We start from the raw sequence: 21610 nt of genomic DNA, 5'->3' as shown, positions 1-21610 counted from the left end.
TTGTGTCGTTGCTGGGACAGAGCAAATCCCCTTCGATCTCTCTTTCCAAAGGGGAGGCTCGTCAGGACGGCATTCGAGTGTGGGAGAGAGGCGAAAGCTCGCCAAGTTCCTCAGGATATCCCGCAAGCATTCCCCCCTTCGGAGAGGGGGGGATTTGCTTTCGGCTACGCGCGCTGCGAAATAGCCGTCAAGCCGCCTGATTCTCCGCCACCGGCTCGCTGTCGAAGTGCAGGCCGCATTCGCGCTTGAGGCCGAAGAAGCGGGTGTCCTCATCGCGCATTCCCGGTTCGAGGCGGCGTGTGGTGTGGATGTCGCCGATCGACACATAGCCGTCGTGCCACAGCGGGTGATACGGCAGGTCGTGCGTATGCAGATACTGCCAGATGTCGCGGTCGCTCCAGTCGGCCAGCGGATGCAGTTTCCAGCGGCCGTCGCGCAACTGCAGGAACTCGATATTGGCGCGGCTGCCCGACTGGCTGCGGCGCAGGCCGGCGATCCAGGTACGCACGCCGAGGTCGTTGAGCGCGCGCTGCATCGGCTCGACCTTGCGCAGACGGTTATAGCGCTCGATGCCGTCCAGGCCCTGTTCCCACAAACGGCCGAAACGCGCTTCCATCCAGGCCACGCCGATCTGCGGGCGATAGACCTTGAGGTTGAGCTTGAGCCGCTCGCCGAGTTCGTCGATGAAGCGGTAGGTCTCCGGGAACAGATAGCCGGTGTCGACCACGATCACCGGGATCTGCGGCGCCTGGCGGGTAACCATGTGTAGCGACACCGCCGATTGGGCGCCGAAGCTCGACGACAGTGCATGTTCGCCGGCGGTGTTTTCCAGGGCCCAGGCGACGCGTTGCTCGGCGCTCTGTGTCGCCAGCCAGGCGTTGAGTTCGGCCAGCGCGCGCGGCGATTCGGCGGCGGTGACGGGATCGGTCGGAGCGCTCATGCGTAGGCCTCTGCAACCAGTGCGATCGGAATACCGGTGGGGGTGGGATAGGGGATCGACACGACCTGGTTGCGTACCAGGTAGTCGCCGAAACCTTCGTCGTCGTTGCGTCCGCTCGCGTAGGCGGCGAACAGGGGGTCGAGCGCGGCGAGGATCTCCGGCTCGGCGATGTTTTCGCGGTACAGGGTGTTCAGGCGCTGGCCGCGGTGGTCGGCGCCGAGCATCAGGTTGTAGCGGCCCGGCGCTTTGCCGACCAGGGCGATCTCGCCGAGATAGGGACGCGAGCAACCGTTCGCGCAGCCGCTGATGCGCAGGTTGATCGACGCATCGGGGATCGCATGGCGCGCCAGCAGGGCTTCGACGTGACTGAGGAAGTCCGGTAGGTAGCGTTCCGCCTCGGCGAAGGCCAAGCCGCAGGTCGGCAGCGCCACGCAGGCCAGGGCGTTGCGGCGCAGCGGGCTGGCCTGGCGATAGGCGTCGAGACCGTGCTGAGCGACCAGCGCGTCGACCTGCGCCCGCAGCGCCGACGGCACGCCGGCGATCACCAGGTTCTGGTTCGGGGTCATGCGGAACTCGGCGCCGTCATGGCCGCTGAGCAGCTGCGCGATCGCGCGCAGGCCGCTGAGGTGGGTCAGCTCGGGGCCGTGGCCGTCGAGCGCGCCGTCGACGATGCGTCCGGCCGGTAGGCGCAGGGTCAGGTGCGCGCGCGCACCGGCGTCGCTGTCGACCCAGCCGAAGCGGTCGCCGTTATGACGGAAGGCGAACGGCCGTGCCGGGAGGAGAGGGAACCCGGCACGGCGTTCGACTTCCGCTTTGAACCAGTCGAGCCCGCGGTCGTCGATGGTGTACTTGAGGCGCGCGCGCTTGCGTACGGCACGATTGCCGAAATCGCGTTGCGCGGTGACCACCGCCTCGCCGACGGCGATGACCTGGTCGGGCGTCACGAAGCCGATCACGTCGGCGACGCGCGGGTAGGTTTCGGCATCGCCGTGGGTCGCGCCCATGCCGCCGCCGACGGTGACGTTGTAGCCGAGCAGTTCGTCGGCGCCGGCGGCGTTCTTGGCGATGATCGCGATGTAGCCCAGGTCCTGGGCGAACACGTCGACATCGTTGTACGGCGGAATGGCGAAGCCGATCTTGAACTTGCGCGGCAGGTAGACGTTGCCGTAGATCGGCTCGTCTTCGCTGCCGCTGCCGTCGACGCGTTCTTCGTCCAGCCAGATTTCGTAATAGGCGCGGGTGTTCGGCAGCAGGTGCTCCGACAGCGCCGCGGCCTGCTTGAACACCTGCGCATGCGAGGCCGACACCTGCGGGTTGGCGGCGACCGCGACATTGCGGTTGACGTCGCCGCAGGCGGCCAGGGTGTCGATCAAGGCAGCGTTGATCGACTGCATGGTCGGCTTCAACTCGGTCTTGATCACGCCATGGAACTGGAACGCCTGGCGGGTGGTGATGCGCAGGCCGCGCTCGGCATAGGTCGTGGCGATGGCGTCGAGCTTGAGCCATTGCTCCGGCGTGACCACGCCGCCGGGCGTGCGGGTGCGGATCATGAAGCTGTAGGCCGGCTCCAGGCGCGCGAGGCGGCGCTCCTCGCGCACGTCGCGGTCGTCCTGCTGATAGCTGCCGTGGTACTTGATCAGGGTCTGGTCGTCGTCGCGCAGGGCGCCGGTGACCGGATCGGCCAGGCTTTCCAGCAGGCTGCCGCGCAGGCGCGCGCTGGAGCGCTTGATGTCTTCGACCGAATGCGCGCTCATGCCGGCGCTCCGGCGGTGGCGGCGAAGCGTAGCGAGTGGGCGCCGGGCGGATGCAGCCCGAATGGAGCGCGGCCCGGGTTCGGCGACGTGCTCTTGTCGGCGCGCGCTACCAACGCGGGAGTGTTTTCTCGTTCCATTCGGGCCGCCGGGGCAAGCAGCGATCCGTCGAGCTCAGATCCGTCTAGCTCAGATCCGTCGAGCGCAGTAGACACGAACCCGGACGCGTCGGCCTGCGACGTGCGACCCGATTCGATGAAGTGGCGATGGCGAAACAGATACATCAGTAAACGTCCCGGGCGTAGCGGCCCTGTCGCTGCAATTCGTTGAGGTAGTCTTCGGCGCCTTCCTCGTCCTTGCCGCCGTGCTTGGCGATCGCCGCCAGCAAGGCGGCGTGCACGTCCTTGGCCATGCGCGAAGCGTCGCCGCAGACGTACAAGTGCGCGCCGCCTTCCAGCCAGTCGTACAGATCGCGGCCCTGCTCGCCGAGGCGATGCTGGACGTAGACCTTCTGCGCCTGGTCGCGCGAGAACGCCAGGTCGAGCTTGTGCAAGTGACCGGCCTTCAGCGCGGCCTGCCATTCGACCTGGTAGAGGAAGTCGGTGCGGAAGTGCGGATTGCCGAACAGCAGCCAGTTACGGCCGCTGGCGCCGTCGGCGACGCGCTCCTGGACGAAGCCGCGGAACGGCGCCACGCCGGTGCCCGGGCCGATCATGATCACGTCGCGGCTGCCGTCGGCCGGCACCCGGAAACGTTCGTTGTGTTCGATGAACACCGGCAGGCGTTCGCCTTCGTCGGCGCTCGCCAGCAGGTGCGAGGCCGCGCCCCAGCGGGTGCCGCCGGCGCTTTGGTACTCGACGTGGGCCACGGTGAGGTGAGCCTCGTCGCCGACCAGCTTCTGGCTGGAGGCGATCGAGTACATGCGCGGGGTCAGCGGTCGCAGGGCGGCGACCAGTTCCTCGGCCGACCACTGGCCGTCGTAGCGCTGCAGCAGGTCGATGACCTGGCTGTTGGCGAGCAGTTCGGCGAACTGGGCGGCGTGGTCGGGGGCGAGCAGGCGGTTGAGTTCGTCGCTGCGCGCATGCGCGGCATGGCTGGCGATGAACGGACGCGCCAGCTTGGTCAGCTCGCGCTTCTCGCTGAGCCACTGCCGCAACGGCAGCGACTGGCCGCCGTGCTCGACGCCGGCGTTGCCGTCGAGTTCGAGCGTGCTCAGCACCGCCTCGACCAGGGCCGGCGGGTTGCGCGGCCAGATGCCGAGCGAGTCGCCGGGCTGGTAGTGCAGACCCGAGCCTTCCAGCGAGATTTCGATGTGGCGGATGTCTTTGTCCGGCACGACACGGTCGGAGCCGCGTGCGATCAGGCGTTGGTTGCTCAGCAACTCGGCGGCGAACGGGGCGTCGCGATGGAAGGCCGGCGCGGCCGCGAGCGGGCGCAGCGGCGTGACCGTGGCCAGGTGCGTCGCGGCCGGCTTCAGCGCCTCCTTGGCCTGGTTCAGCGCTTGCTGCAGCCACGGCGTGGAGACGGTTTCGAAATCGAGGTCGGCGTCGCCGCGGGCGAACAAGCGGGTCGCGCCGAGCTCGCCCAGGCGCGCGTCGACCTTCTGGCCGATCGAGCAGAAATCCGGATAACTGGAATCGCCCAGGCCGAGCACGGCGAAGTTGAGTCCCTTCAGTTCGGGCGCGCGCTTGCCGGCGATGAAGTCGATGAGGCCGCGCGAGTCGTCCGGCGGATCGCCGTCGCCCTGGGTGCTGATGACCACGTAGAGCAGGCGTTCGTTCTTGAGTTCGCGGGTGGGGTAAGCGTCGGCGCGCAGCAGGCGCACGTTGAGGCCGGCGGCCTCGGCCTGGCCGGCGAGCTGCTCGGCCAAGCGCTTGGCGTTGCCGGTCTGGCTGCCGTAGACGATGCTCAGGCGTTCGTTGGTACGGGCCTCGGGCGCGGCGACGGCGGGAGCGCTGGCCGGCACGGCGAGGGCGGCGACGTTGCCGGCGCCGGCGCGGGCCAGGCCGGCGGCATAGCCCGACAACCACCATAGACTGTTGTGGTCCAGACCCTCGGTGAGGCGGACGAGCGAATCGAGCCGGTCCGCGGGCAGCGGAGTGGCGAGCGAGGGCGGAGCGGACAGGGCTGGAGCGGACAGGGCGGCGGCGGGCACGGCGGTCGGCTTCTGACTTCGGGAGACTGCAGGCTACGAGCGGCTCCCGGGCCGCGGAAAGGATGCTCGGTAATGCGCTCATGCCCGGCGCTTATTTCCTCCCCGAAACCGGGGGAATTCTAATGGCCGCAAGCTCAGCCGCCGGTCCGGCCAGGCTTGGACGGTCCGCAAGCCCGGGTCCGCCCGTGCGGTTTCCCGCTGTCGGCGGGGCGCCGCGACCGCTTCGCCTGGCTGGCCGCCCTCCCGGTTCCGGTCGTCCAGCCCGCCTTTTCGCAACGCCCGCCGCCTTGATGAGTCCCTCCGAATGAGTGCGTCACCCGACCTGAGCCCGCCGCTGTCCGCTCCGCCGCCGCTGTCCGCGCGGGCGTTGAGTCATCTGGACCGGCTCGAGGCCGAAAGCATCCACATCCTGCGCGAGGTGGCCTCGGAGTTCCGCAACCCGGTGATGCTGTACTCGGTCGGCAAGGACAGCTCGGTGCTGCTGCACCTGCTGCTCAAGGCCTTCTACCCGGCGCGTCCGCCGATCCCCTTGCTGCACGTCGACACCGGCTGGAAGTTCGGCGAGATGATCGCGTTCCGCGACCGTCGCGCCAGCGAGACCGGCGTCGACCTGCGCGTGCACATCAATCCCGACGGCCTGGCCCAGGGCATCGGCCCGGTCAGCCACGGCGCCAGCGTCCACACCGACGTGATGAAGACCCAGGGCCTCAAGCAGGCGCTGGACTGGAACAAGTTCGATGCCGCGATCGGCGGCGCGCGCCGCGACGAAGAGAAGTCGCGCGCCAAGGAACGGATCTTCTCGTTCCGCAATCCGCAGCACCGTTGGGACCCGAAGAACCAGCGCCCGGAGCTGTGGTCGCTGTTCAACACCCGCATCCATGCCGGCGAGAGCGTGCGCGTGTTCCCCATCTCCAACTGGACCGAGCTCGACGTCTGGCTGTACATCTATCGCGAGAAGATCCCGGTGCCGTCGCTGTATTTCGCCGCCGAACGCCCGGTGGTGGAACGCGACGGCAGCCTGATCCTGGTCGACGACGAGCGCCTGCCGCTGCGCGACGGCGAAGTGCCGCAGACCCGCAAGGTGCGCTTCCGCACGCTCGGCTGCTACCCGTTGACCGGCGCGATCGAATCCGAGGCCGACACGCTTGAGGCGATCATCGCCGAGATGCTGGTCGCGACCACTTCCGAGCGCCAGGGCCGGGTGATCGACCACGATCCCTCCGCTTCGATGGAACGCAAGAAACAAGAGGGCTACTTCTGATGAAGCCGGGATTCGCGAATCGGGAGTCGGGATCGGAGCAGGCGGGTTTGGAGCAGGCGGGTTTGGAGCAGGCGGAGCGCGGCGACGTCGATGCGATCGAGACAATGGGCAGCGTGGTGGCTTTTGCGAGTCCCGAGTCCCGAGTTCCGAGTCCCGCCGGCGACAGCATTGCCGGCTACCTGCAGCAGCACGAGCACAAGAGCCTGCTGCGCTTCATCACCTGCGGCAGCGTCGACGACGGCAAGAGCACCCTGATCGGGCGCCTGCTGCACGACACCCGCCTGCTGTTCGACGACCAACTGGCCGCGCTCGACGCCGACAGCCGCCGTCACGGCACCCAGAACGGCGAGATCGATTTCGCCCTGCTGGTCGACGGGCTGGCCGCCGAGCGCGAGCAAGGCATCACCATCGACGTCGCCTACCGTTTCTTCGGCACCGAGAAGCGCAAGTTCATCGTTGCCGATTGCCCGGGCCACGAGCAGTACACCCGCAACATGGCGACCGGCGCCTCGACCGCCGCGCTGGCGGTGGTGCTGGTCGATGCGCGCAAGGGGCTGCTGACGCAGACGCGCCGGCACAGCTACATCGTGTCCTTGCTGGGCATCCGCCATGTGCTGCTCGCGGTCAACAAGATGGACCTGGTCGATTTCGACCAGGCCGTGTTCGAGCGCATCGCCGGCGAATACCGCGAACTCGCCGCTCAGCTCGGCATCGAACATGTCACCGCCGTGCCCTTGTCGGCTTTGCACGGCCACAACCTGACCGAACGCTCGGCGCAGACGCCGTGGTACCACGGCCCGAGCGTGCTCGAACATCTGGAATCGGTCGACACCGAACGCAGCGCGGCCGAACTCGGTTTCCGCCTGCCGGTGCAGTGGGTCAACCGCCCGAACCAGGACTTCCGCGGTTTCGCCGGCACCATCGCCGCCGGCACGGTGCGGCCGGGCGACGAGATCGTCGCGTTGCCGTCGGGCCGCCGTTCGCAGGTGCAGCGCATCGTCACCGCCGACGGCGATCTCGAGGTCGCCGGCGCCGGCCAGGCGGTCACCCTGACCCTCGCCGACGAACTCGACATCAGCCGCGGCGATGTCATCGCCAATGCCGCGCAGCCGGCCCAGGTCGCCGACCAGTTCGCCGTGCACCTGCTGTGGATGGACACCCAGCCGCTGCTGCCCGGCCGCTCGTACTGGCTGAAGATCGGCGCACGCACGGTCAGCGCCAGCATCACCGAGATCAAGCACAAGGTCGACGTCAACAGCCAGGCCCAGCTCGCGGCCAAGCACCTAGAACTCAACGAGGTCGCTTACTGCAATCTCAGCCTCGACCAGCCGATCGCATTCGAGGCCTATCTCGACAACCGCGAACTCGGCAGCTTCATCCTGATCGACCGCCAGAGCCACGCCACCGTCGCCGCCGGCACCGTGGATTTTGCTCTGCGCCGCGCCGGCAACATCCATTGGCAGCCGGTCGACGTCGACAAGGCCGCACGCGCGCGCAGCAAGCACCAGAAGCCGCGTTGCGTGTGGTTCACCGGTTTGTCGGGGTCGGGCAAGTCGACCATCGCCAACCTGGTCGACAAGCAACTGCATGCGCTCGGCCACCACAGTTTCGTGCTCGACGGCGACAACGTGCGTCACGGCCTCAACAAGGATCTCGGCTTCACCGACGAGGACCGGGTCGAGAACATCCGCCGCGTCGCCGAAGTCGCCAAGCTGATGACCGACGCCGGCCTGATCGTGCTGGTGAGTTTCATCTCGCCGTTCCGCGCCGAACGCCGGCTTGCGCGCGAGTTGTTCGAGGACGGCGAATTCGTCGAGGTGTTCGTCGATACCCCGCTGGCCGAAGCCGAGCGCCGCGACGTCAAGGGCCTGTACGCGAAGGCCCGCGCCGGCAAGATCCCGAACTTCACCGGCATCGATTCGCCGTACGAAGCGCCGGAGGCGGCGGAGCTGCAGCTGGACACCCTGGAACACGATGCCCAGGCCTTGGCGCAGCGGGTGATCGATTACTTGCGCGATTGAGCGTCCGCGACGCGGCCCATGCTGGCCCGGCTACGGAGCCGTCGCTGTGGTGTCGCTTGTCCTGCGGGGTCTAGTCATGCCCCAAACGCGACACCCCGGCCGAAGCCGGGGTGTCGTCGTCAGCGAAGCCTGATGCCGCGGATGCTTCAGGGTTTGGCGGCCTTGCTTCGAATCATCTCGTACAGGAACAACAGCACGATGGCGCAGATGACCGAAACGATCAGGCCGATCAGCCCGCCGCCGGCATAGAGCAGGCTGCCGATGTAGGCGCCGGCGATGCCGAGCAGGATGGTGAGTATCCAGCCCATCGGATCGGCGCCGGGCTTGAAGAAGCGCGCGAGGACGCCGATGACCGCGCCGATGATGATCGTGTAAAAGATGCCGCCTAGCATGGGCTTGCCCTCCTGGGGATGGTGGGTGACGCGGCTGGAGCATGTGGCGGCCAATGTCGCTGCGGCGTGAGGGCGGGGCATGGGGGCGGATGACGCCGCGTCGTGCGGATACGCGGTCGCGGCTTGCGCCGCTCCTACCCGGGTGCAACGCCGGCAAAGGGTAGGAGCGGCGCAAGCCGCGACAGGGGGCTCGCAGAAAACTCCGTTCCGGTGCCATCGACCGAAGCGAACGAACTTCCACCGCACTAGCCGTACCCAGCTAAGCCCGACAGACGCCGCGTCGTGCAGCAACGCGGTCGCGGCTCGCGCCGCTCCTACCCCAGGGCGACGCAGCCAAGGGTAGGAGCGGCGCAAGCCGCGACAGGGGCTCGCAGAAAACTCCGTTCCGGTGCCATCGACCGAAGCGAACGAACTTCTACCGCACTAGCCGTACCCAGCTAAGCCCGACAGACGCCGCGTCGTGCAGCAACGCGGTCGCGGCTCGCGCCGCTCCTACCCCACGGCGACGCAGCCAAGGGTAGGAGCGGCGCAAGCCGCGACCGGGGCCGCGCAGAAAACTCCGTTCCGGTGCCATCGATCGAAGCGAACGAACTTCTACCGCACTAGCCGTACCCAGCTAAGCCCGACAGACGCCGCGTCGTGCAGCAACACGGTCGCGGCTCGCGCCGCTCCTACCCCAGGGCGACGCAGCCAAGGGTAGGAGCGGCGCAAGCCGCGACAGGGGGCTCGCAGAAAACTCCGTTCCGGTGCCATCGACCGAAGCGAACGAACTTCCACCGCACTAACCGTACCCAGCTAAGCCCGACAGACGCCACGTCGTGCAGCAACACGGTCGCGGCTCGCGCCGCTCCGACTCAGGGGCAACGCCGGCACACCTGCGCAACCCGCACCGAAGCGATTCATCCGCAAAAAGAAACGGGCCCGAAGGCCCGTTTCGTTACACCATCGAATCACCGCGAGATCAGCAGCAACCGTGCCCGCCATGACGATCGCCGCTGTCGGCGACCGCGGCCACGCCGGTGGTCTCGCCGCGCTGGCTCGCCAGGTGATGCTCGGCGACCACGCGGGCGACGCAGGCGGTCACCCGCTTGCCCATCGGGATGTGCAGGAACTCGTTCGGGCCGTGCGCGTTGGAGTGCGGGCCGAGCACGCCGGTGATCATGAACTGCGCGCCGGGGAACTTCTCGCCGAGCATGCCCATGAACGGAATCGAGCCGCCTTCGCCCATGTACATCGCCGGCTGGCCGAAGAAGTCGCGGCTCGATGCATCGATGGCGTTCGACAGCCATGACGACATCGCCGGGGCGTTCCAACCGCTCGAGGATTTTTCCAACTCCAAGGTGACCTGTGCGCCGTTCGGCGGATCGCGCAGCAGCACTTCCTTGAGCAGCTCGCCGGCGCGCTTGCCGTCGAGGGTCGGCGGCAGGCGCAGCGACAGCTTCACCGAGGTGTGCGGGCGCAGCACGTTGCCGGCCGAGGCCAGCGCCGGCATGCCGTCGACGCCGGTGACCGACAAAGCCGGGCGCCAGGTGCGGTTGAGCACCAATTCGGCCAGGTCATCCGCCATCGGCTTCATTCCGGGCAGGAACGGGAACTTGTCGTAGACCGCGGTGCCGAGCACCTTGGCGGCCTGGCGCGCCTGCTCCAGGCGCTCGGGCGGCACCTCGGCGTACAGGCCTTCGATCAGGATCTTGCCGTTGCTCTCGTCTTCCAGGCGCGACAGCAGCTGGCGCAGCAGGCGGAAGCTCGACGGCACCACGCCGGAGGCATCGCCCGAATGCACGCCTTCGCTGAGCACCTTGACGGTGAAATTGCCGCCGGCCAGGCCGCGCAGCGAGGTCGTGCACCACAGTTGGTCGTAGTTGCCGCAACCCGAATCCAGACAGACCACCAGCGATGGCTTGCCGATGCGGTCGGCGAGGTGATCGACGTAGGCGGGCAGGTCGTAGCTGCCGGACTCTTCGCAGGCCTCGATCAGGATCACGCAGCGCGCATGCGGCTGCTGCTGTTCCTGCAGGGCCAGGATCGCCGCCAGCGAACCGAAGATGGCGTAGCCGTCGTCGGCGCCGCCGCGGCCGTAAAGCTTGTCGCCCTTGATCACCGGCTTCCACGGGCCGAGGTCGTCGTCCCAGCCGGTCATCTCCGGCTGCTTGTCGAGGTGGCCGTAGAGCAGCACGCAATCTGAATCGCTGCCGCCGTGCGCGGCGGGAATATCGATGAAGATCAACGGCGTGCGGCCTTCCAGGCGCACTACCTCGACCTGCATGCCCGGGATCGACTGGGCGCGGGCCCAGGTCTCCATGAGCTTGACGGCATCGTCCATGTAGCCGTGCTGGACCCAGTCGGCGTCGAACATCGGCGACTTGTTGGGAATGCGGATGTATTCGACCAGTTGCGGGACGATTTCGTCGTCCCACTTCTCGCTGACGTAGCGATCGACCTTGCTGGCGTCCATTGACGGACCTCTGGAGCGGGGAAGGGGGCATTTTACGCCTCCTGGGCCGTGTAGGACTTTTCCTACCCTGCGCTGCGGCATCCCCCGGCTTCGCACAGGCGCCTGCGGCGATAACCTGTGCCGGTCGAGACATGGAGACTGTCTCCACCGGCGGACACAAGGACTCAGGGACGTAAGGCCGCCGGCCAGGAACGGAATCCACTCTCAGGAGCTTTAACCATGAAATCGTTTGCCCTCATCGCAAAGTCGCTGGTCCTGTCGCTGATGCTCGCCGGCAGTGCCTTCGCCTCGGAAAAGGTCAATATCAACAGCGCCGACGCGGCCACGTTGGACCGCGTACTGCTCAACATCGGGGCCTCCAAGGCCGAAGCCATCGTCGCTTATCGCAAGGCCAACGGGGCCTTCCGCAGCGTCGAGCAGCTGGCCCTGGTCAAGGGAATCGGTCTGAAGACGGTCGAAAAGAATCGGGAACGCATCGTGGTCGGCGGCGCCGCTCAGGTCCGCCCGACCAACACCGCCGGAGCCATCGCGGCCCCGCGCGCTGCCAGCAAGCGCTGAACAAGTCTGCCGATGCCGTAAGGACGCGGGGTCGGCAGCTAATCGGGCAAGGACGCTCGAAAGGATTCGGGGGGAGGTCCCTGGACACGGAAGTACGTTGCCCCGCCCCAGAGGGATCTGCGGCGGGGCACACCCTTGTTCGGGGCTCGGGAATCGGGAATCGGGAAGGGCTTCGGATTCATCGGGGTAGGAGCGGCGCAAGCCGCGACCGCCATCCATCGGCCTCGGCCGATCCCCCTGCAATCCCGTGCTCGCTCCTTGTAGGAGCGGCGTGAGCCGCGACCCGACCCGACGCTGGACCCATCGCGCGGCTCGGCCGCGCCTGCCTCGTGTCGTGCCTCGTCTACGACCTGGGCGCGCCTTCGTCCGCCGTCGTTGTTGCCTCGAATCCGCTTGGGCCAACCCGGCCCAAGCACTAGACTGCGCCTTCGTTCAGCCGCAGCCACGCCCATGCCCGACCGCCTGACCTGGTCCATCCCCGCCAACGAATACCGCCGCGAACGCTGGCGCAACCAGTTCGGCTGGACCCGCGAGATCGTCCGCATGAGCCGTCAGAACGAGGCGGGGCTCGATCGCCCGATCCCCGGCGAGGACTGGGACTGGCGCCTGTCGATCGCCGAGATCGAGCGCGATGCGCCGTTCTCGGCGTTCCCGGGGATCGACCGCGAACTGGTCCTGCTCAGCGGCAACGGCCTGCGCCTGCGTTTCGACGACGGCGAGGTCCACGAACTGCTGCCGCCGCACGACAAACTGCGTTTCGCCGGCGAACGCGCGGTGCAGGGCGAATTGCTCGACGGCCTGACCCACGATTTCAACCTGATGTGGCGTCGCGACCGGGTCCGTGCCGAGCTCTGGCACCGCCCGCTGGTCGGGCCGATGGTGATCTTCGCCGAGCCGGGCCAGACCTGGGCCGTGCATCTGCTGGCCGGCCAGGCGCGGTTCGCCGACGACTCCGGCCTGCCGCCGCTGCAAGCCGGCGACACCGCCATCCTCGCGGCCGGCAGCGAACGCCTGCGCAACGTGCTCGAAGGCGGCGGCGAGGTGCTGTTGGTGCGGGTGGCCCCGCTCGATTGACTCCGCGTAGGGCGGTCTGCGCCTCACACCGAGAGCCATCACTCCCAAGAGCCGTCATCCCCAAGAGCCGTCATCCCCAAGAGCCGTCATCCCCGCGCAGGCGGGGATCGAGAGATCTCGGCGATTTCCTCCATCCGTTGCGCCCTCGTTCGGCTGAGGCCTGGCTGTAAGCGAAGCCAAAGCAAATCCCCCACGCTCCGAACCTCACCCAGCAGCGATGCGCGCGCCGGCCTCAGCCGCTCAATACACGTCGCGCCGATAACGGCCGTCCGCGGCCATGGCTTCCAACGCGTCCACGCCGACCGCTTCATGCAGCACCGCTTCCACGCCCGGCGCCATGCCTTCCAGGCTGCCGCAGACATAGACCGCGGCGTCTTGCGCGATCCATTCGCGTACCGCATCCAGGTGCGCGCGCAACACGTCCTGCACATAGGTGCGCGACTCGCCGTCGCGCGAGAACGCGTAGTCGACGCGTTCGATCGCGCCTGCGGCCTGCCAGGCTTCGATTTCTGCGCGGTAGTGCAGGTCGCAGGTGGCGTTGCGTTCGCCGAACAACAGCCAGTTGCGGGTATGTCCCGCGGCGATCCGGGTCTTGAGCAGCGCGCGCAGGCCGGCCAGGCCGGTGCCGTTGCCGATCAATACCACCGGGCGAGCATCGCTCGGTGCATGGAAGGAAGGGTTGCTGCGGATGCGCAGGTCGATCGACGTACCCGGCGCGGCATGTTCGGTCAGCCAGCCGCTGCCACTGCCGTAGCGGCCGTCCTCGTAACGCATCTGCCGGACCAAGAGTTGCAGCGAACCGTCCGCGGGCACCGAAGCGATCGAGTACTCGCGATGCGACAACAGTTTGAGCGTGTCGGCGATGGCCTGCGCGCTGTGCCCCCGCCACGCGCCGGGGTCGGGCAGGCGCGTGCGTGCCAACAATGCCGAAAGCGTTTCTTGCGCATCTTCGTAGCGCACGCTGGTTTCGCCATCCAGGCCCAGCGTCGCCAGCCACTGCGCGACATCGGCGGCGCTGTTGCGCGGACCGATCTCGGCGATATCGCCGGCGCGCCAATCGAGCGCGTCGCCGTCGGCCGGCACCAGGCCCAATCGGAACACCGGGCCGCCGACGCTGCCGGGGTTGGACAGCAGACGTTCCTGCAGGCGCCAAGGGCGGTACGAGGGCGTGCTCCAATCGGGCAGTTCGGTGTGTCCGGCCAAGAGGCCCAGATGGTGCTGCCAATGGCGCAGGGCGCCCGGTTCGCTGTTGTCGACCTCGACCAGATCGAACAGGGACTGGGCGCCGGAATGCCGCAACCAATGGTCGAGACGATGGCCGAACGCGCAGTACTCGGTGTACTCGCGGTCGCCGAGGGCGAGCACGCCGTAGCGCGTCGCCGACAGGTCGCCGGTCTGTGCCATCGTCCGGCGGACGAAGCCGGCGGCGCTGTCGGGCGCATCGCCTTCGCCGGTGGTGCTGACGATGAACAACACGCGCGGATACAGCGCCAGCTGCGACGCGTCGAGGGTGCCGAGCACGGCGAGGTCGGCGCGCAGGCCGGCACCGCACAAAGCCTCGTGGCTGCGGCGCGCGAGTTGCTCGGCGAAACCGGTCTGGCTGGCGAAGGCGACCAGCCAATCGCCGCGTTGTTGCGCGGAGATCGCCGGCAAGGCCTGCGCGCGCGCGCTTCGCGTCCGCGAGACGGCGATGGCGGCGACGAAGCCGGCATACAGTGCGGCGACCGCGCCCGCGGCCCACAGCCGGCCACGGCCAGGGAAGCTCCAACGCAACGGCTCGGCCTGCCATTGCGACAAACCGATCGCGAGCGCGACCAGCGCCAGCACGACCAGCAGATTGCCGAGGACGCCGAGGTCGAAGCGCCGGCGGGGTGCGGACGGCACGGTACTCATGCGCTGCGCTGCCGGGCGACGAAAGCCGGCGTGGTGCGAGTGACGAAGCCCTCGCCCTCGCGCAGCACGAACAAGGCGGCCAGGCCGTGACGATTCGCGTAGGCCATGCCAGCCTGCGCGCCGAGCACGGTGAGGGCGGTGGCGAGCGCATCGGCCTGCATGCACTGCGCATGCAGCACTGTGACCGAAGCCAGCGGATGCGCGATCGGCTGGCCGCTGCGCGGATCGAGGGTGTGCGAATAACGCCGGCCGTCGGCGTCGAAAAAACGGCGATAGTCGCCGGAGGTCGCGATGGCAAGGCCGTCGAGTGCGATCACAGCGGCCGCTTCGTCTTCGCTGCCGCCGGGTCGTTCGACCGCGACGCGCCACGGCGTCGCATCGGGTTTGCGCCCGTGCCCGCGCAGCTCGCCGCCGACTTCGACCAGGCAATCGGCGATGCCTTGTTCGAGCAGGTAGTCGGCGACGCGGTCGACACCGTAGCCCTTGGCGATCGAGGACAGATCGACATAGGCGCCGCCGGGTTGTTCTAGCGTGCGCGCGGCCGCGTCGAAACGCAGCCGGCGCCAGCCCACGCGCGTTTGCGCGTCGGCGAGCGTGCGCGCGTCGGGCGCGGATGCGCGAGCGCCGGCGGGGCCGAAACCCCACAGGTCGACCAAGGGGCCGACGGTCGGGTCGTAGGCGCCGTCGCTGTCGGCGGCGAGCGCGAGCGCCGCCGCCATCACCTCGGCGAATTCGGCCGGCAGCGTCTGCACGCTGCCGGCGGCGGAACGGTTGTAACGGCTGAGGTCGGAGCCCGCTTCCCAGGTGCTCATCTGGGCGACGACTTGATCGAGCCGCGCCTGGATGCCGCGTTCCAACATCGGCAGCGCGCTGGCGCGGGCGATCAACTTGACCGACCAGCGCGTGCCCATGGTGATGCCGTCGAGCGCGTGCAGCGACGCGGCCTCGGGCGCATCCCATGCGCCCGACCACGACCACGTCGCCTGCGGCGTCGGCACCGGCATCGGTTTACTGCGGCAGCACTTCGAACACGGCAACGTAGCTCAGGCGACGCTGCTTGGCTTCGGGCAGAGTGGTCTTGGCGTCTTCGCTGGTGGTTTCCAGCCAGTACATGCCGGCCTGCGGCCACTTGACCTCGAACTTGCCGTCGTTGCCGGTGGTGACGTTGATTTCGTTCTGCTGGTCGCGGTAACGGGTCGAGCCCGGCACGATTTCGACCTTGAGCCCGGCCGCCGGCTTGCCGTCGACGAGCAACTGGAAGCTCGCGGTTTCGCCTGCGAACAGGTCGTTCGGATGGGTCACCGGCACCAGTTCGATGCCCTTGCCGGTGGTCTTGAACACATTCGTGCTCGGCTTGCCGACGGTGGCGAAGGTCTCGACGCGGCCGAGGCTTTCGGAGGCGTTGACCTCGGTGGCGCCGGCCGGGATGCCGCTCTTGAACTCGCTCGCCTTGCCGCGCCAGCGCTTGGCTTCGCCGCCGAGCTTGTAGTTGGCGAACAGGCCTTCGTTATTCATCGCGACCTTGTAGGTGCCTTCCTGCGACAGCTCGACGTCGAACACGCTGCGCAGTTTGCCGGTCGCGCCGTTCTGCGGCTGCACGCTGCTGCCGTCCGGCGCGGTGATCTGCAAACGCTCCAGCGGCAACGGCACGTGGTTGAAATAGAACAGGTCGTTGGACACCGCGGCGTCGACGGTCAGCCACGAGCCCTTGTCGGAGAACACGGTTTGCGAAGGCTGCAGCCAGGCCTTGTGCGCCTGGGCGGTGCCGGCGAGCGCGAAAGTGGCGACGACGGCGGCGGCGAGAAGTTTGAGGTTCATTTTTTTGTCCGGGAATGGGGAATCGGGAATCGGGAATCGTCAAGGCAAGAGCCGGGATGGACAGGAGCCGGAGATCGCTCGTGCGATTCCCGATTCCCCATTCCCGATTCTCAAGGCTTCACCACCACCTTCACCTTGCCGAGTTCGGTCTTGCCCTGCGCCGACAGGTTCTGCGCCTTGGCCGGCCACTCGAACGGGATCGTCAGCATTTCGCGGCCGCCGACTTCGCGCGCGGCTTCGACCACCAGGGTGTAGCGGCCCGGCGCGAGGCCGGCGAGGGCTTTGCTGTTGCCCTTGAACGAAACCGCATGCTGGCCGACCGGACGGGTCGCGCCGCTGACGCCGTCGACCGGCATCTGCAGGGTGCGGCCGCTGCGCCGCCACCACTGGCGCATGTCCTTGAGCCACTTGGTGCCTTCGCCGTTCTTCATGTCGAGGTCGTACCAGACCGCGAGATTGCTGGCGACGCTGTTGTCGGCCTTTTCGATCCAGGCCGCGACGTAGGGCCGGTGGTACTCGGCGGCGTTGATGCGCGGGATCTCGATGTTGAGTTCGAGATCGGCCGCGAGCGCCGGCATCGGCAGCACCATCGCCGGGACCAGCACTTTGAAAGACGACAGCTTCATGGATCGCTCCTGGGTGTAAAGCGGGGAATGCGTAAAGCGGCGAATGCGTAAGGGGAATGGGTCAGTGCATGAACAGGATGATCAGCAGTAGCGGCACCGCCAGGCCCGCCGCGACCAGCGGCCAGGTCTTGCCGCGCTGGCGCGCATGCAGTTGCAGCAGCCACAGGCCGGTCGAAGCGAACAGCAGGCAGGCCACCGCGAACAGGTCGATGAACCAGCGCCAGGCTGCGCCGGTGTTGCGGCCCTTGTGCAGATCGTTGAGCCAGGCGATCCAGCCGCGGTCGGTGCGTTCGTATTCGATCGCGCCGCTCTCGCGGTCGATGCTCAGCCAGGCGTCGCCGCCGGGACGCGGCAGCGAGACGTAGACGTCGGCCTCGGACCACTCGCCCTTGCGCCCGTCGGTGCGCACGTCCAACGCATCGGCGAGCCAGTCGTTGACAGCGCCGGGCAAGGGCGCGTCGGCGGCATGCTCGCGTTGGATGCCGCGCAGCAGGCTCGCCGGCAGGGTTTCCTTGACATTGGCCACGACCGGTTCGGATTCGATCTGGGCGGCGTGGTTGAGGGTGATGCCGGTGACCGCGAACAGCAGCAGCGCGACCAGGCTCACCGCGGCGCTGATCCAGTGCCAGCGATGCAGGGTCTTGAGCCAAAAGGAGCGACGATTAGGATCGATCGTCGCCGAAGCGGCCTTGACCGGTCCGGCTTTGATCGAGTCGGCCTTGATCGAGCCGGCCTTGACCGCGCGATCGTCGCTGGCCGCGCTCACGTCTGGCTCCAGCGCCGCAACAGGTTGTGATACACGCCGGTCAGCTGGACCAGCGCCGGATGGTCGGGCACGTCGGCGGTCAGGCGCCGGATCGACACATCCAGCTCGAACATCAGCCGGCGCTGCGAATCTTCGGCGAGCAGGCTCTGGATCCAGAAGAACGAGGCAAGGCGTTCGCCGCGGGTCACCGGGGTGACCTTGTGCAGGCTGGTGCCGGGATACAGCACCAGGTCGCCGGCGGCCAGCTTCACCGGGTGGGTGCCGTAGGTGTCTTCGATGACGAGCTCGCCGCCGTCGTAGTCCTCCGGCGCGCTCAGGAACAGGGTCGCCGACAGGTCGGTGCGCACCGCTTCCATGCCGCCGCGGCTGCGGTCGTAGCGGATCGCGTTGTCGACGTGGAAGCCGAACGACTGGCCGCCGGCGTAGCGATTGAACAGGGGCGGGTACACCCGCTGCGGCAGCGCCGCGGAAAAGAAGGTCGGGTTGCGCGACAGGGCGTCGAGGATCATCGGGCCGAGCTCGCGCGCGACCGGATCGTTCTCGGGCAGTTGCGCGTTGTCCTTGGCCTTGGCCGACTGGTGGCCCGCGGTGATCCGGCCGTCGCTCCAGCCGGCCTGGGCCAGGCGTTCGCGGCAATGGCCGACCTGTTCGGCGGTGAGCACCTTGGGCACGTGCAGCAGCATGGGTTTCCTCAATGCGGCCGCCCGGGAGGACCCGGGCGGCGCGCCTGGACGATGGAAGTCCGATTAGAACGTGAACTCGAGGTTCGATACCACTTAGAAGGCGAAGTTGGCGCTCAGCACCACCTGGCGTCCGTCGCCCGGGGTGGCCCAGCCGTTGTTGCGGATGCGGGTGAAGTACTCCTCGTCCGTGAGGTTGTTGATGTTGAGCTGCAGCGAGGCCTGGCGGTTGATCTTGTAGTTGACCATCGCGCGGTGGGTCCAGTAGCTGCCGTAGGTCGTCAGCGGGCCGTTGAGGTTGGTCGCGCTGTGCTGGGTCAGCCAGATCTTGCCCTGGAAGGTCGCGCCGTAACCGACCTGCCAGCGCGGGCTGATGTCGTAGGTGGTCCACAGGCTGAAGGAATCTTCCGGCACCTGGGTCAGGCGGTCGCCCTTGGTGTAGTCCCGGCCCTGGTTGGCCTGGAAGTCGGACACGCCCTGCAGCACTTCGCTGTCCAGACGCGCGTAGTTGGCATAGACCGCCCATTGGTCGGTGATCAGGCCGGACAGGCCGATCATGAAGCCGTCGACGCGCGCGCTGCCGTCGAGCTGCTGCATGCCGGACAAGTTGGCCGGGTTGTCGAGCTCGGCGACCTTGTAGTTCTCGCGCTCGTTGCGGAACACCGAGCCGGTCAGGGCGAGGCGGCCGTCGAGGAAGTCCCACTTGGTGCCGATTTCGTAATTGACCGCGGTTTCCGGGTCGACCGAGCAGGTCTGCGCGGTGCACGAACCGTTGACCGAAGCCTTCGACGGCGTCTTCGAGTTGCCGTAGGCGATGTAGATGCTGCCGTTCTCGACCGGCTTGTAGACCAGGCCGGCGCGGTAGGAGAACAGATCGTCGTTGCTCTTGAACGGCACGCCATAGCCGGTGATGGTGCCGATCGGCTGGGGCGGCAGCGGCTGGTTGGCCGCGGTCGGCGCCTGCACCACCACCGCATTGATGGTCTCGCCTTCGTTGCGCTCGTAGCGCGCGCCCAGGCTCAACTGCCACTGCTCGTTGAACTTCAGCGTGTCGAACACGTAGATCGCGCGGTTGTCGAGCTCGCCTTCGGTGCGGCCGGTCAGGGTGCGGTTGAGCGGGCCGCGGTAGGTGTGGTCCGGACGCGCGATGTTCATCTGCGGCAGGCCCGACAGGAACGGGTTGGTGCCGTTGGGGTTGCGGAAATCGCTGGTGACGTCGAGGTCGAATTCTTCGTGCAGCACCGAGAAGCCGGCGACCAGGTTGTGCTCGATCGCGCCGGTGTTGAAGTTCACCGTCAGGTCGGTCTGGTTGTACAGCGTGGTGTTGCGGGTGTCGCGGCCGTAGCCGCGCGGGCCGCTCGGGCTGTAGTTGCCGGGGCGGGTGCTGCCGCAGCTGGTGCCGGTTGGGGTGAGGTTGTTGGCCAGGCACCAGGTGCCCTGGACCGCATCGACCAGCGAGAACTGGTCGGCCTGCTGCCAGCGGGTCAGGTTACGGATCTTGAAATTGTCGTTGAAGGCGTGGTCGACGATCGAGGTGACCGAATCGAGCTGGATGTCCTGACGGTCGATGTTGCTGTAACCGTAGTAGTTGCCGCGGTCGATGCCCGGCAGCACGTCGCCGTTGAAGAACGGCAGGCCGTATTGCGGGGTGTTGTCGTCTTCCTGGTGCAGGTAGTTCAAGGTCCAGCTGGTGTCGCTGCCGAGGCCGAAGGCGAGCGAGGCGGCCACGCCCCAGCGCTCGTTCTGCTCGACGTCGCGGCCCGGCACGTCGTTCTGGTGCGCCATCGCGTTGAGGCGCAGCGCCGTGCCTTCGCCGAGCACGAAGTTGCTGTCGGTGGTGACGCGGGCATAGCTGTCGGTGCCGGCGGCGATCGAGGCCTTGTGGAATTCGTTGAGGCCGGCGCTCTTGCTGACCAGGTTGACGGTGCCGCCGACCGAGCCGGCGCCGGAGTAGACCGAGTTGGCGCCATTGACGACTTCCACCGCTTCCAGGTTGAAGGGGTCGGTGCGGCTGTACAGACCGCTGTCGCGCACGCCGTCGACGGTGATGTCGCTGCTGGCGTCGAAGCCGCGCAGGTTGATCTTGTCGCCGAAGCCGCCGCCGCCTTCGCCGGCGCCGAAGGTGATGCCCGGCAGGGTGCTGAGGATGTCGCTCAGCGACAGCAGGTTCTGGCCGTCGATGGTGGTGCGGTCGATCACGCTGATCGTCTGCGGGGTGTCGCGCAGGTTCGCGGTGTACTTGCCGCTGCTGGCCTTCTGCACGCGATGGCCGTGTACCGCCACGCCGTTGAGGTCCTTGGCCTGGGGTTCGGGCGCCGGGGCGGCGAGCACGGGCAGGCTGAGGGCGAGGGCAAGCGCACCGGCGAGCGGCGACACGACGAACTTCGTGGTCATGTGGGATCTCTGGATTGCGGATAAACGGCGCGGGGCCGCGTCAGTCCGCGATCTTAATGAGATGGATTCTCATTTGCAACGAATTGTGAACAATTCGAGGGTCTTGTAACCGTTTCCGGTGTAAATGCATGCGCAAACGGGCACTTGGCAGGCGGAAGCGGGGCGTAGGGGCCGCGATGCGAGCGCTCGGCATCGGTGCTTCAAAGGGTAGGAGCGGCGCAAGCCGCGACCGTGAAGCACCGGATTCGCGCCGTAGCCCATCGCAGCGTTCGACCGTCGCCCCTTTGACGAAGAGGGCGAGCGCCCCAGGCAGGCACGAAGCCCGATGTGGTTTCGGCGCGGGGGATTTGCTCTTCGGCGCATCAGGAAGAAGCGAAAAGCAAATCTTCCCAGCCCCCCTTTTCAAAGAGGGGGGACAACTTCCACGGGGAACAGCAACAGCCGACGACAACGATCGAAACGAGGCGGCGCTTACTCGCGGTCGTCGCGGGTCCAGACCCCGCCGTCTTCGACCTTGACCGGGAACTTCACCACCGGTTCGTAGGCCGGCGCGCACAAGGGGCGGCCGTCGCGTACGTCGAAGCGGGCGCCGTGCAGGACGCATTCGACCGTGGCTTCTTCGCCGTCGAAGGCGCCCGCGGACAGCTCGAAGTCCTCGTGCGAGCAACGGTCTTCGAGGGCGTAGAAATCGCCGTCGTAGTTGCACACGAAGATCGCGGTGTCGCCGTCCCAGGCGACGGTCGATTCGCCGGGCAGCAATTGCGAGGTGGCGCAGACGAAAACCCAGTCGCCCATGGCGTGCTTTCCTGAAGAGCTGGCAGTGCGT

The 21610-nt window shown here is 67.6% G+C and carries 17 protein-coding genes; 4 read left to right on the top strand and 13 right to left on the bottom strand.

Features of this window, described 5'->3' with window-relative positions:
• Positions 1 to 187: 187 nt before the first annotated feature.
• The 3 genes from GLA29479_RS02925 to GLA29479_RS02915 all read right to left on the bottom strand — a co-directional run bounded on the left by GLA29479_RS02925 (position 188) and on the right by GLA29479_RS02915 (position 4831).
• Complete coding sequence (locus tag GLA29479_RS02925) at positions 188 to 940, bottom strand: phosphoadenylyl-sulfate reductase (RefSeq protein ID WP_057970726.1); 753 nt, start codon at positions 938 to 940, stop codon at positions 188 to 190.
• The gene (gene cysI, locus GLA29479_RS02920; RefSeq protein WP_057970725.1) at positions 937 to 2694 is read right to left on the bottom strand and encodes an assimilatory sulfite reductase (NADPH) hemoprotein subunit; all 1758 of its coding nucleotides are present in this window, start codon (positions 2692 to 2694) and stop codon (positions 937 to 939) included. Before cysI ends, GLA29479_RS02925 begins: the two co-directional genes overlap by 4 nt.
• Before the next feature lie 280 nt (positions 2695 to 2974).
• On the bottom strand, positions 2975 to 4831 hold the full coding sequence (locus GLA29479_RS02915; RefSeq protein ID WP_057973043.1) for an assimilatory sulfite reductase (NADPH) flavoprotein subunit: 1857 nt from the start codon (positions 4829 to 4831) through the stop codon (positions 2975 to 2977).
• A 319-nt stretch (positions 4832 to 5150) separates the two neighbouring features.
• Here GLA29479_RS02915 and cysD point away from each other — a divergent pair, with 319 nt between their 5' ends.
• Positions 5151 to 6107 (top strand): sulfate adenylyltransferase subunit CysD, encoded by a 957-nt coding sequence (gene cysD, locus GLA29479_RS02910; protein ID WP_082638240.1) that lies wholly within the window; start codon positions 5151 to 5153, stop codon positions 6105 to 6107.
• Between the two features lie 104 nt (positions 6108 to 6211).
• Positions 6212 to 8128 (top strand): sulfate adenylyltransferase subunit CysN, encoded by a 1917-nt coding sequence (gene cysN / locus GLA29479_RS02905; RefSeq protein WP_082638961.1) that lies wholly within the window; start codon positions 6212 to 6214, stop codon positions 8126 to 8128.
• Positions 8129 to 8274: 146 nt separating this feature from the next.
• Here the strand turns inward: cysN and GLA29479_RS02900 are convergent, their stop codons facing one another.
• Together GLA29479_RS02900 and GLA29479_RS02895 are read right to left on the bottom strand one after the other, a co-directional pair.
• Positions 8275 to 8520, bottom strand: a complete 246-nt coding sequence (locus tag GLA29479_RS02900) for a GlsB/YeaQ/YmgE family stress response membrane protein (protein WP_057917270.1) — start codon at positions 8518 to 8520, stop codon at positions 8275 to 8277.
• A 961-nt stretch (positions 8521 to 9481) separates the two neighbouring features.
• Positions 9482 to 10975, bottom strand: coding sequence for a M20 family metallopeptidase (locus GLA29479_RS02895; RefSeq protein WP_057917271.1), 1494 nt, complete (start codon positions 10973 to 10975; stop codon positions 9482 to 9484).
• Between the two features lie 219 nt (positions 10976 to 11194).
• On the opposite strand from GLA29479_RS02895, the gene GLA29479_RS02890 reads away from it, so the two are divergent.
• Both GLA29479_RS02890 and GLA29479_RS02885 read left to right on the top strand, forming a co-directional pair.
• Positions 11195 to 11533, top strand: a complete 339-nt coding sequence (locus GLA29479_RS02890; protein ID WP_036149553.1) for a ComEA family DNA-binding protein — start codon at positions 11195 to 11197, stop codon at positions 11531 to 11533.
• Positions 11534 to 11983: 450 nt separating this feature from the next.
• Positions 11984 to 12607 (top strand): HutD/Ves family protein, encoded by a 624-nt coding sequence (locus tag GLA29479_RS02885; RefSeq protein WP_057970724.1) that lies wholly within the window; start codon positions 11984 to 11986, stop codon positions 12605 to 12607.
• Positions 12608 to 12847: 240 nt separating this feature from the next.
• On the opposite strand, the gene GLA29479_RS02880 is transcribed toward GLA29479_RS02885, so the two are convergent.
• The 8 genes from GLA29479_RS02880 to GLA29479_RS02845 form a co-directional block, all read right to left on the bottom strand.
• On the bottom strand, positions 12848 to 14500 hold the full coding sequence (locus GLA29479_RS02880) for a sulfite reductase subunit alpha (RefSeq protein WP_057970723.1): 1653 nt from the start codon (positions 14498 to 14500) through the stop codon (positions 12848 to 12850).
• Positions 14497 to 15411 carry an FAD:protein FMN transferase gene (locus GLA29479_RS02875; protein ID WP_425599968.1) on the bottom strand — a complete coding sequence of 305 codons (915 nt, stop codon included), beginning with the start codon at positions 15409 to 15411 and terminating at the stop codon, positions 14497 to 14499. The genes GLA29479_RS02880 and GLA29479_RS02875 overlap by 4 nt, the downstream gene beginning before the upstream one ends.
• Before the next feature lie 97 nt (positions 15412 to 15508).
• Complete coding sequence (locus GLA29479_RS02870) at positions 15509 to 16318, bottom strand: DUF4198 domain-containing protein (RefSeq protein WP_057917275.1); 810 nt, start codon at positions 16316 to 16318, stop codon at positions 15509 to 15511.
• 110 nt (positions 16319 to 16428) lie between these two features.
• Positions 16429 to 16944, bottom strand: coding sequence for a DUF2271 domain-containing protein (locus GLA29479_RS02865; RefSeq protein ID WP_057970721.1), 516 nt, complete (start codon positions 16942 to 16944; stop codon positions 16429 to 16431).
• Positions 16945 to 17005: 61 nt separating this feature from the next.
• Complete coding sequence (locus tag GLA29479_RS02860; RefSeq protein WP_211265064.1) at positions 17006 to 17617, bottom strand: PepSY-associated TM helix domain-containing protein; 612 nt, start codon at positions 17615 to 17617, stop codon at positions 17006 to 17008.
• 89 nt (positions 17618 to 17706) lie between these two features.
• Complete coding sequence (locus GLA29479_RS02855) at positions 17707 to 18393, bottom strand: Fe2+-dependent dioxygenase (RefSeq protein ID WP_057917277.1); 687 nt, start codon at positions 18391 to 18393, stop codon at positions 17707 to 17709.
• A gap of 93 nt (positions 18394 to 18486) precedes the next feature.
• Entirely contained in the window at positions 18487 to 20784 is a 2298-nt protein-coding gene (locus tag GLA29479_RS02850; protein ID WP_057970720.1) for a TonB-dependent receptor, read from the bottom strand.
• Positions 20785 to 21255: 471 nt separating this feature from the next.
• Positions 21256 to 21579 carry a Rieske (2Fe-2S) protein gene (locus GLA29479_RS02845; RefSeq protein WP_031373861.1) on the bottom strand — a complete coding sequence of 108 codons (324 nt, stop codon included), beginning with the start codon at positions 21577 to 21579 and terminating at the stop codon, positions 21256 to 21258.
• Positions 21580 to 21610: the final 31 nt, after the last annotated feature.

This window comes from Lysobacter antibioticus (assembly GCF_001442535.1).
GTDB classification, from domain to species: domain Bacteria; phylum Pseudomonadota; class Gammaproteobacteria; order Xanthomonadales; family Xanthomonadaceae; genus Lysobacter; species Lysobacter antibioticus.
The sequence above is the reverse complement of the archived record's forward strand: the minus strand, read 5'-3'. Positions and strand labels throughout refer to the sequence as shown.

Bases quoted from the DNA above. Each gene is read 5' to 3' on its own strand.
- GLA29479_RS02925 (WP_057970726.1), bottom strand. From the start codon at position 940: ATGAGCGCTCCGACCGATCCCGTCACCGCCGCCGAATCGCCGCGCGCG.
- GLA29479_RS02880 (WP_057970723.1), bottom strand. From the start codon at position 14,500: ATGAGTACCGTGCCGTCCGCACCCCGCCGGCGCTTCGACCTCGGCGTC.
- GLA29479_RS02885 (WP_057970724.1), top strand. From the start codon at position 11,984: ATGCCCGACCGCCTGACCTGGTCCATCCCCGCCAACGAATACCGCCGC.
- GLA29479_RS02890 (WP_036149553.1), top strand. From the start codon at position 11,195: ATGAAATCGTTTGCCCTCATCGCAAAGTCGCTGGTCCTGTCGCTGATG.
- GLA29479_RS02900 (WP_057917270.1), bottom strand. From the start codon at position 8,520: ATGCTAGGCGGCATCTTTTACACGATCATCATCGGCGCGGTCATCGGC.
- GLA29479_RS02850 (WP_057970720.1), bottom strand. From the start codon at position 20,784: ATGACCACGAAGTTCGTCGTGTCGCCGCTCGCCGGTGCGCTTGCCCTC.
- cysI (WP_057970725.1), bottom strand. From the start codon at position 2,694: ATGAGCGCGCATTCGGTCGAAGACATCAAGCGCTCCAGCGCGCGCCTG.
- GLA29479_RS02875 (WP_425599968.1), bottom strand. From the start codon at position 15,411: ATGGGCACGCGCTGGTCGGTCAAGTTGATCGCCCGCGCCAGCGCGCTG.
- GLA29479_RS02865 (WP_057970721.1), bottom strand. From the start codon at position 16,944: ATGAAGCTGTCGTCTTTCAAAGTGCTGGTCCCGGCGATGGTGCTGCCG.
- GLA29479_RS02895 (WP_057917271.1), bottom strand. From the start codon at position 10,975: ATGGACGCCAGCAAGGTCGATCGCTACGTCAGCGAGAAGTGGGACGAC.
- cysN (WP_082638961.1), top strand. From the start codon at position 6,212: ATGGGCAGCGTGGTGGCTTTTGCGAGTCCCGAGTCCCGAGTTCCGAGT.
- GLA29479_RS02870 (WP_057917275.1), bottom strand. From the start codon at position 16,318: ATGAACCTCAAACTTCTCGCCGCCGCCGTCGTCGCCACTTTCGCGCTC.
- GLA29479_RS02845 (WP_031373861.1), bottom strand. From the start codon at position 21,579: ATGGGCGACTGGGTTTTCGTCTGCGCCACCTCGCAATTGCTGCCCGGC.
- GLA29479_RS02855 (WP_057917277.1), bottom strand. From the start codon at position 18,393: ATGCTGCTGCACGTGCCCAAGGTGCTCACCGCCGAACAGGTCGGCCAT.
- cysD (WP_082638240.1), top strand. From the start codon at position 5,151: ATGAGTGCGTCACCCGACCTGAGCCCGCCGCTGTCCGCTCCGCCGCCG.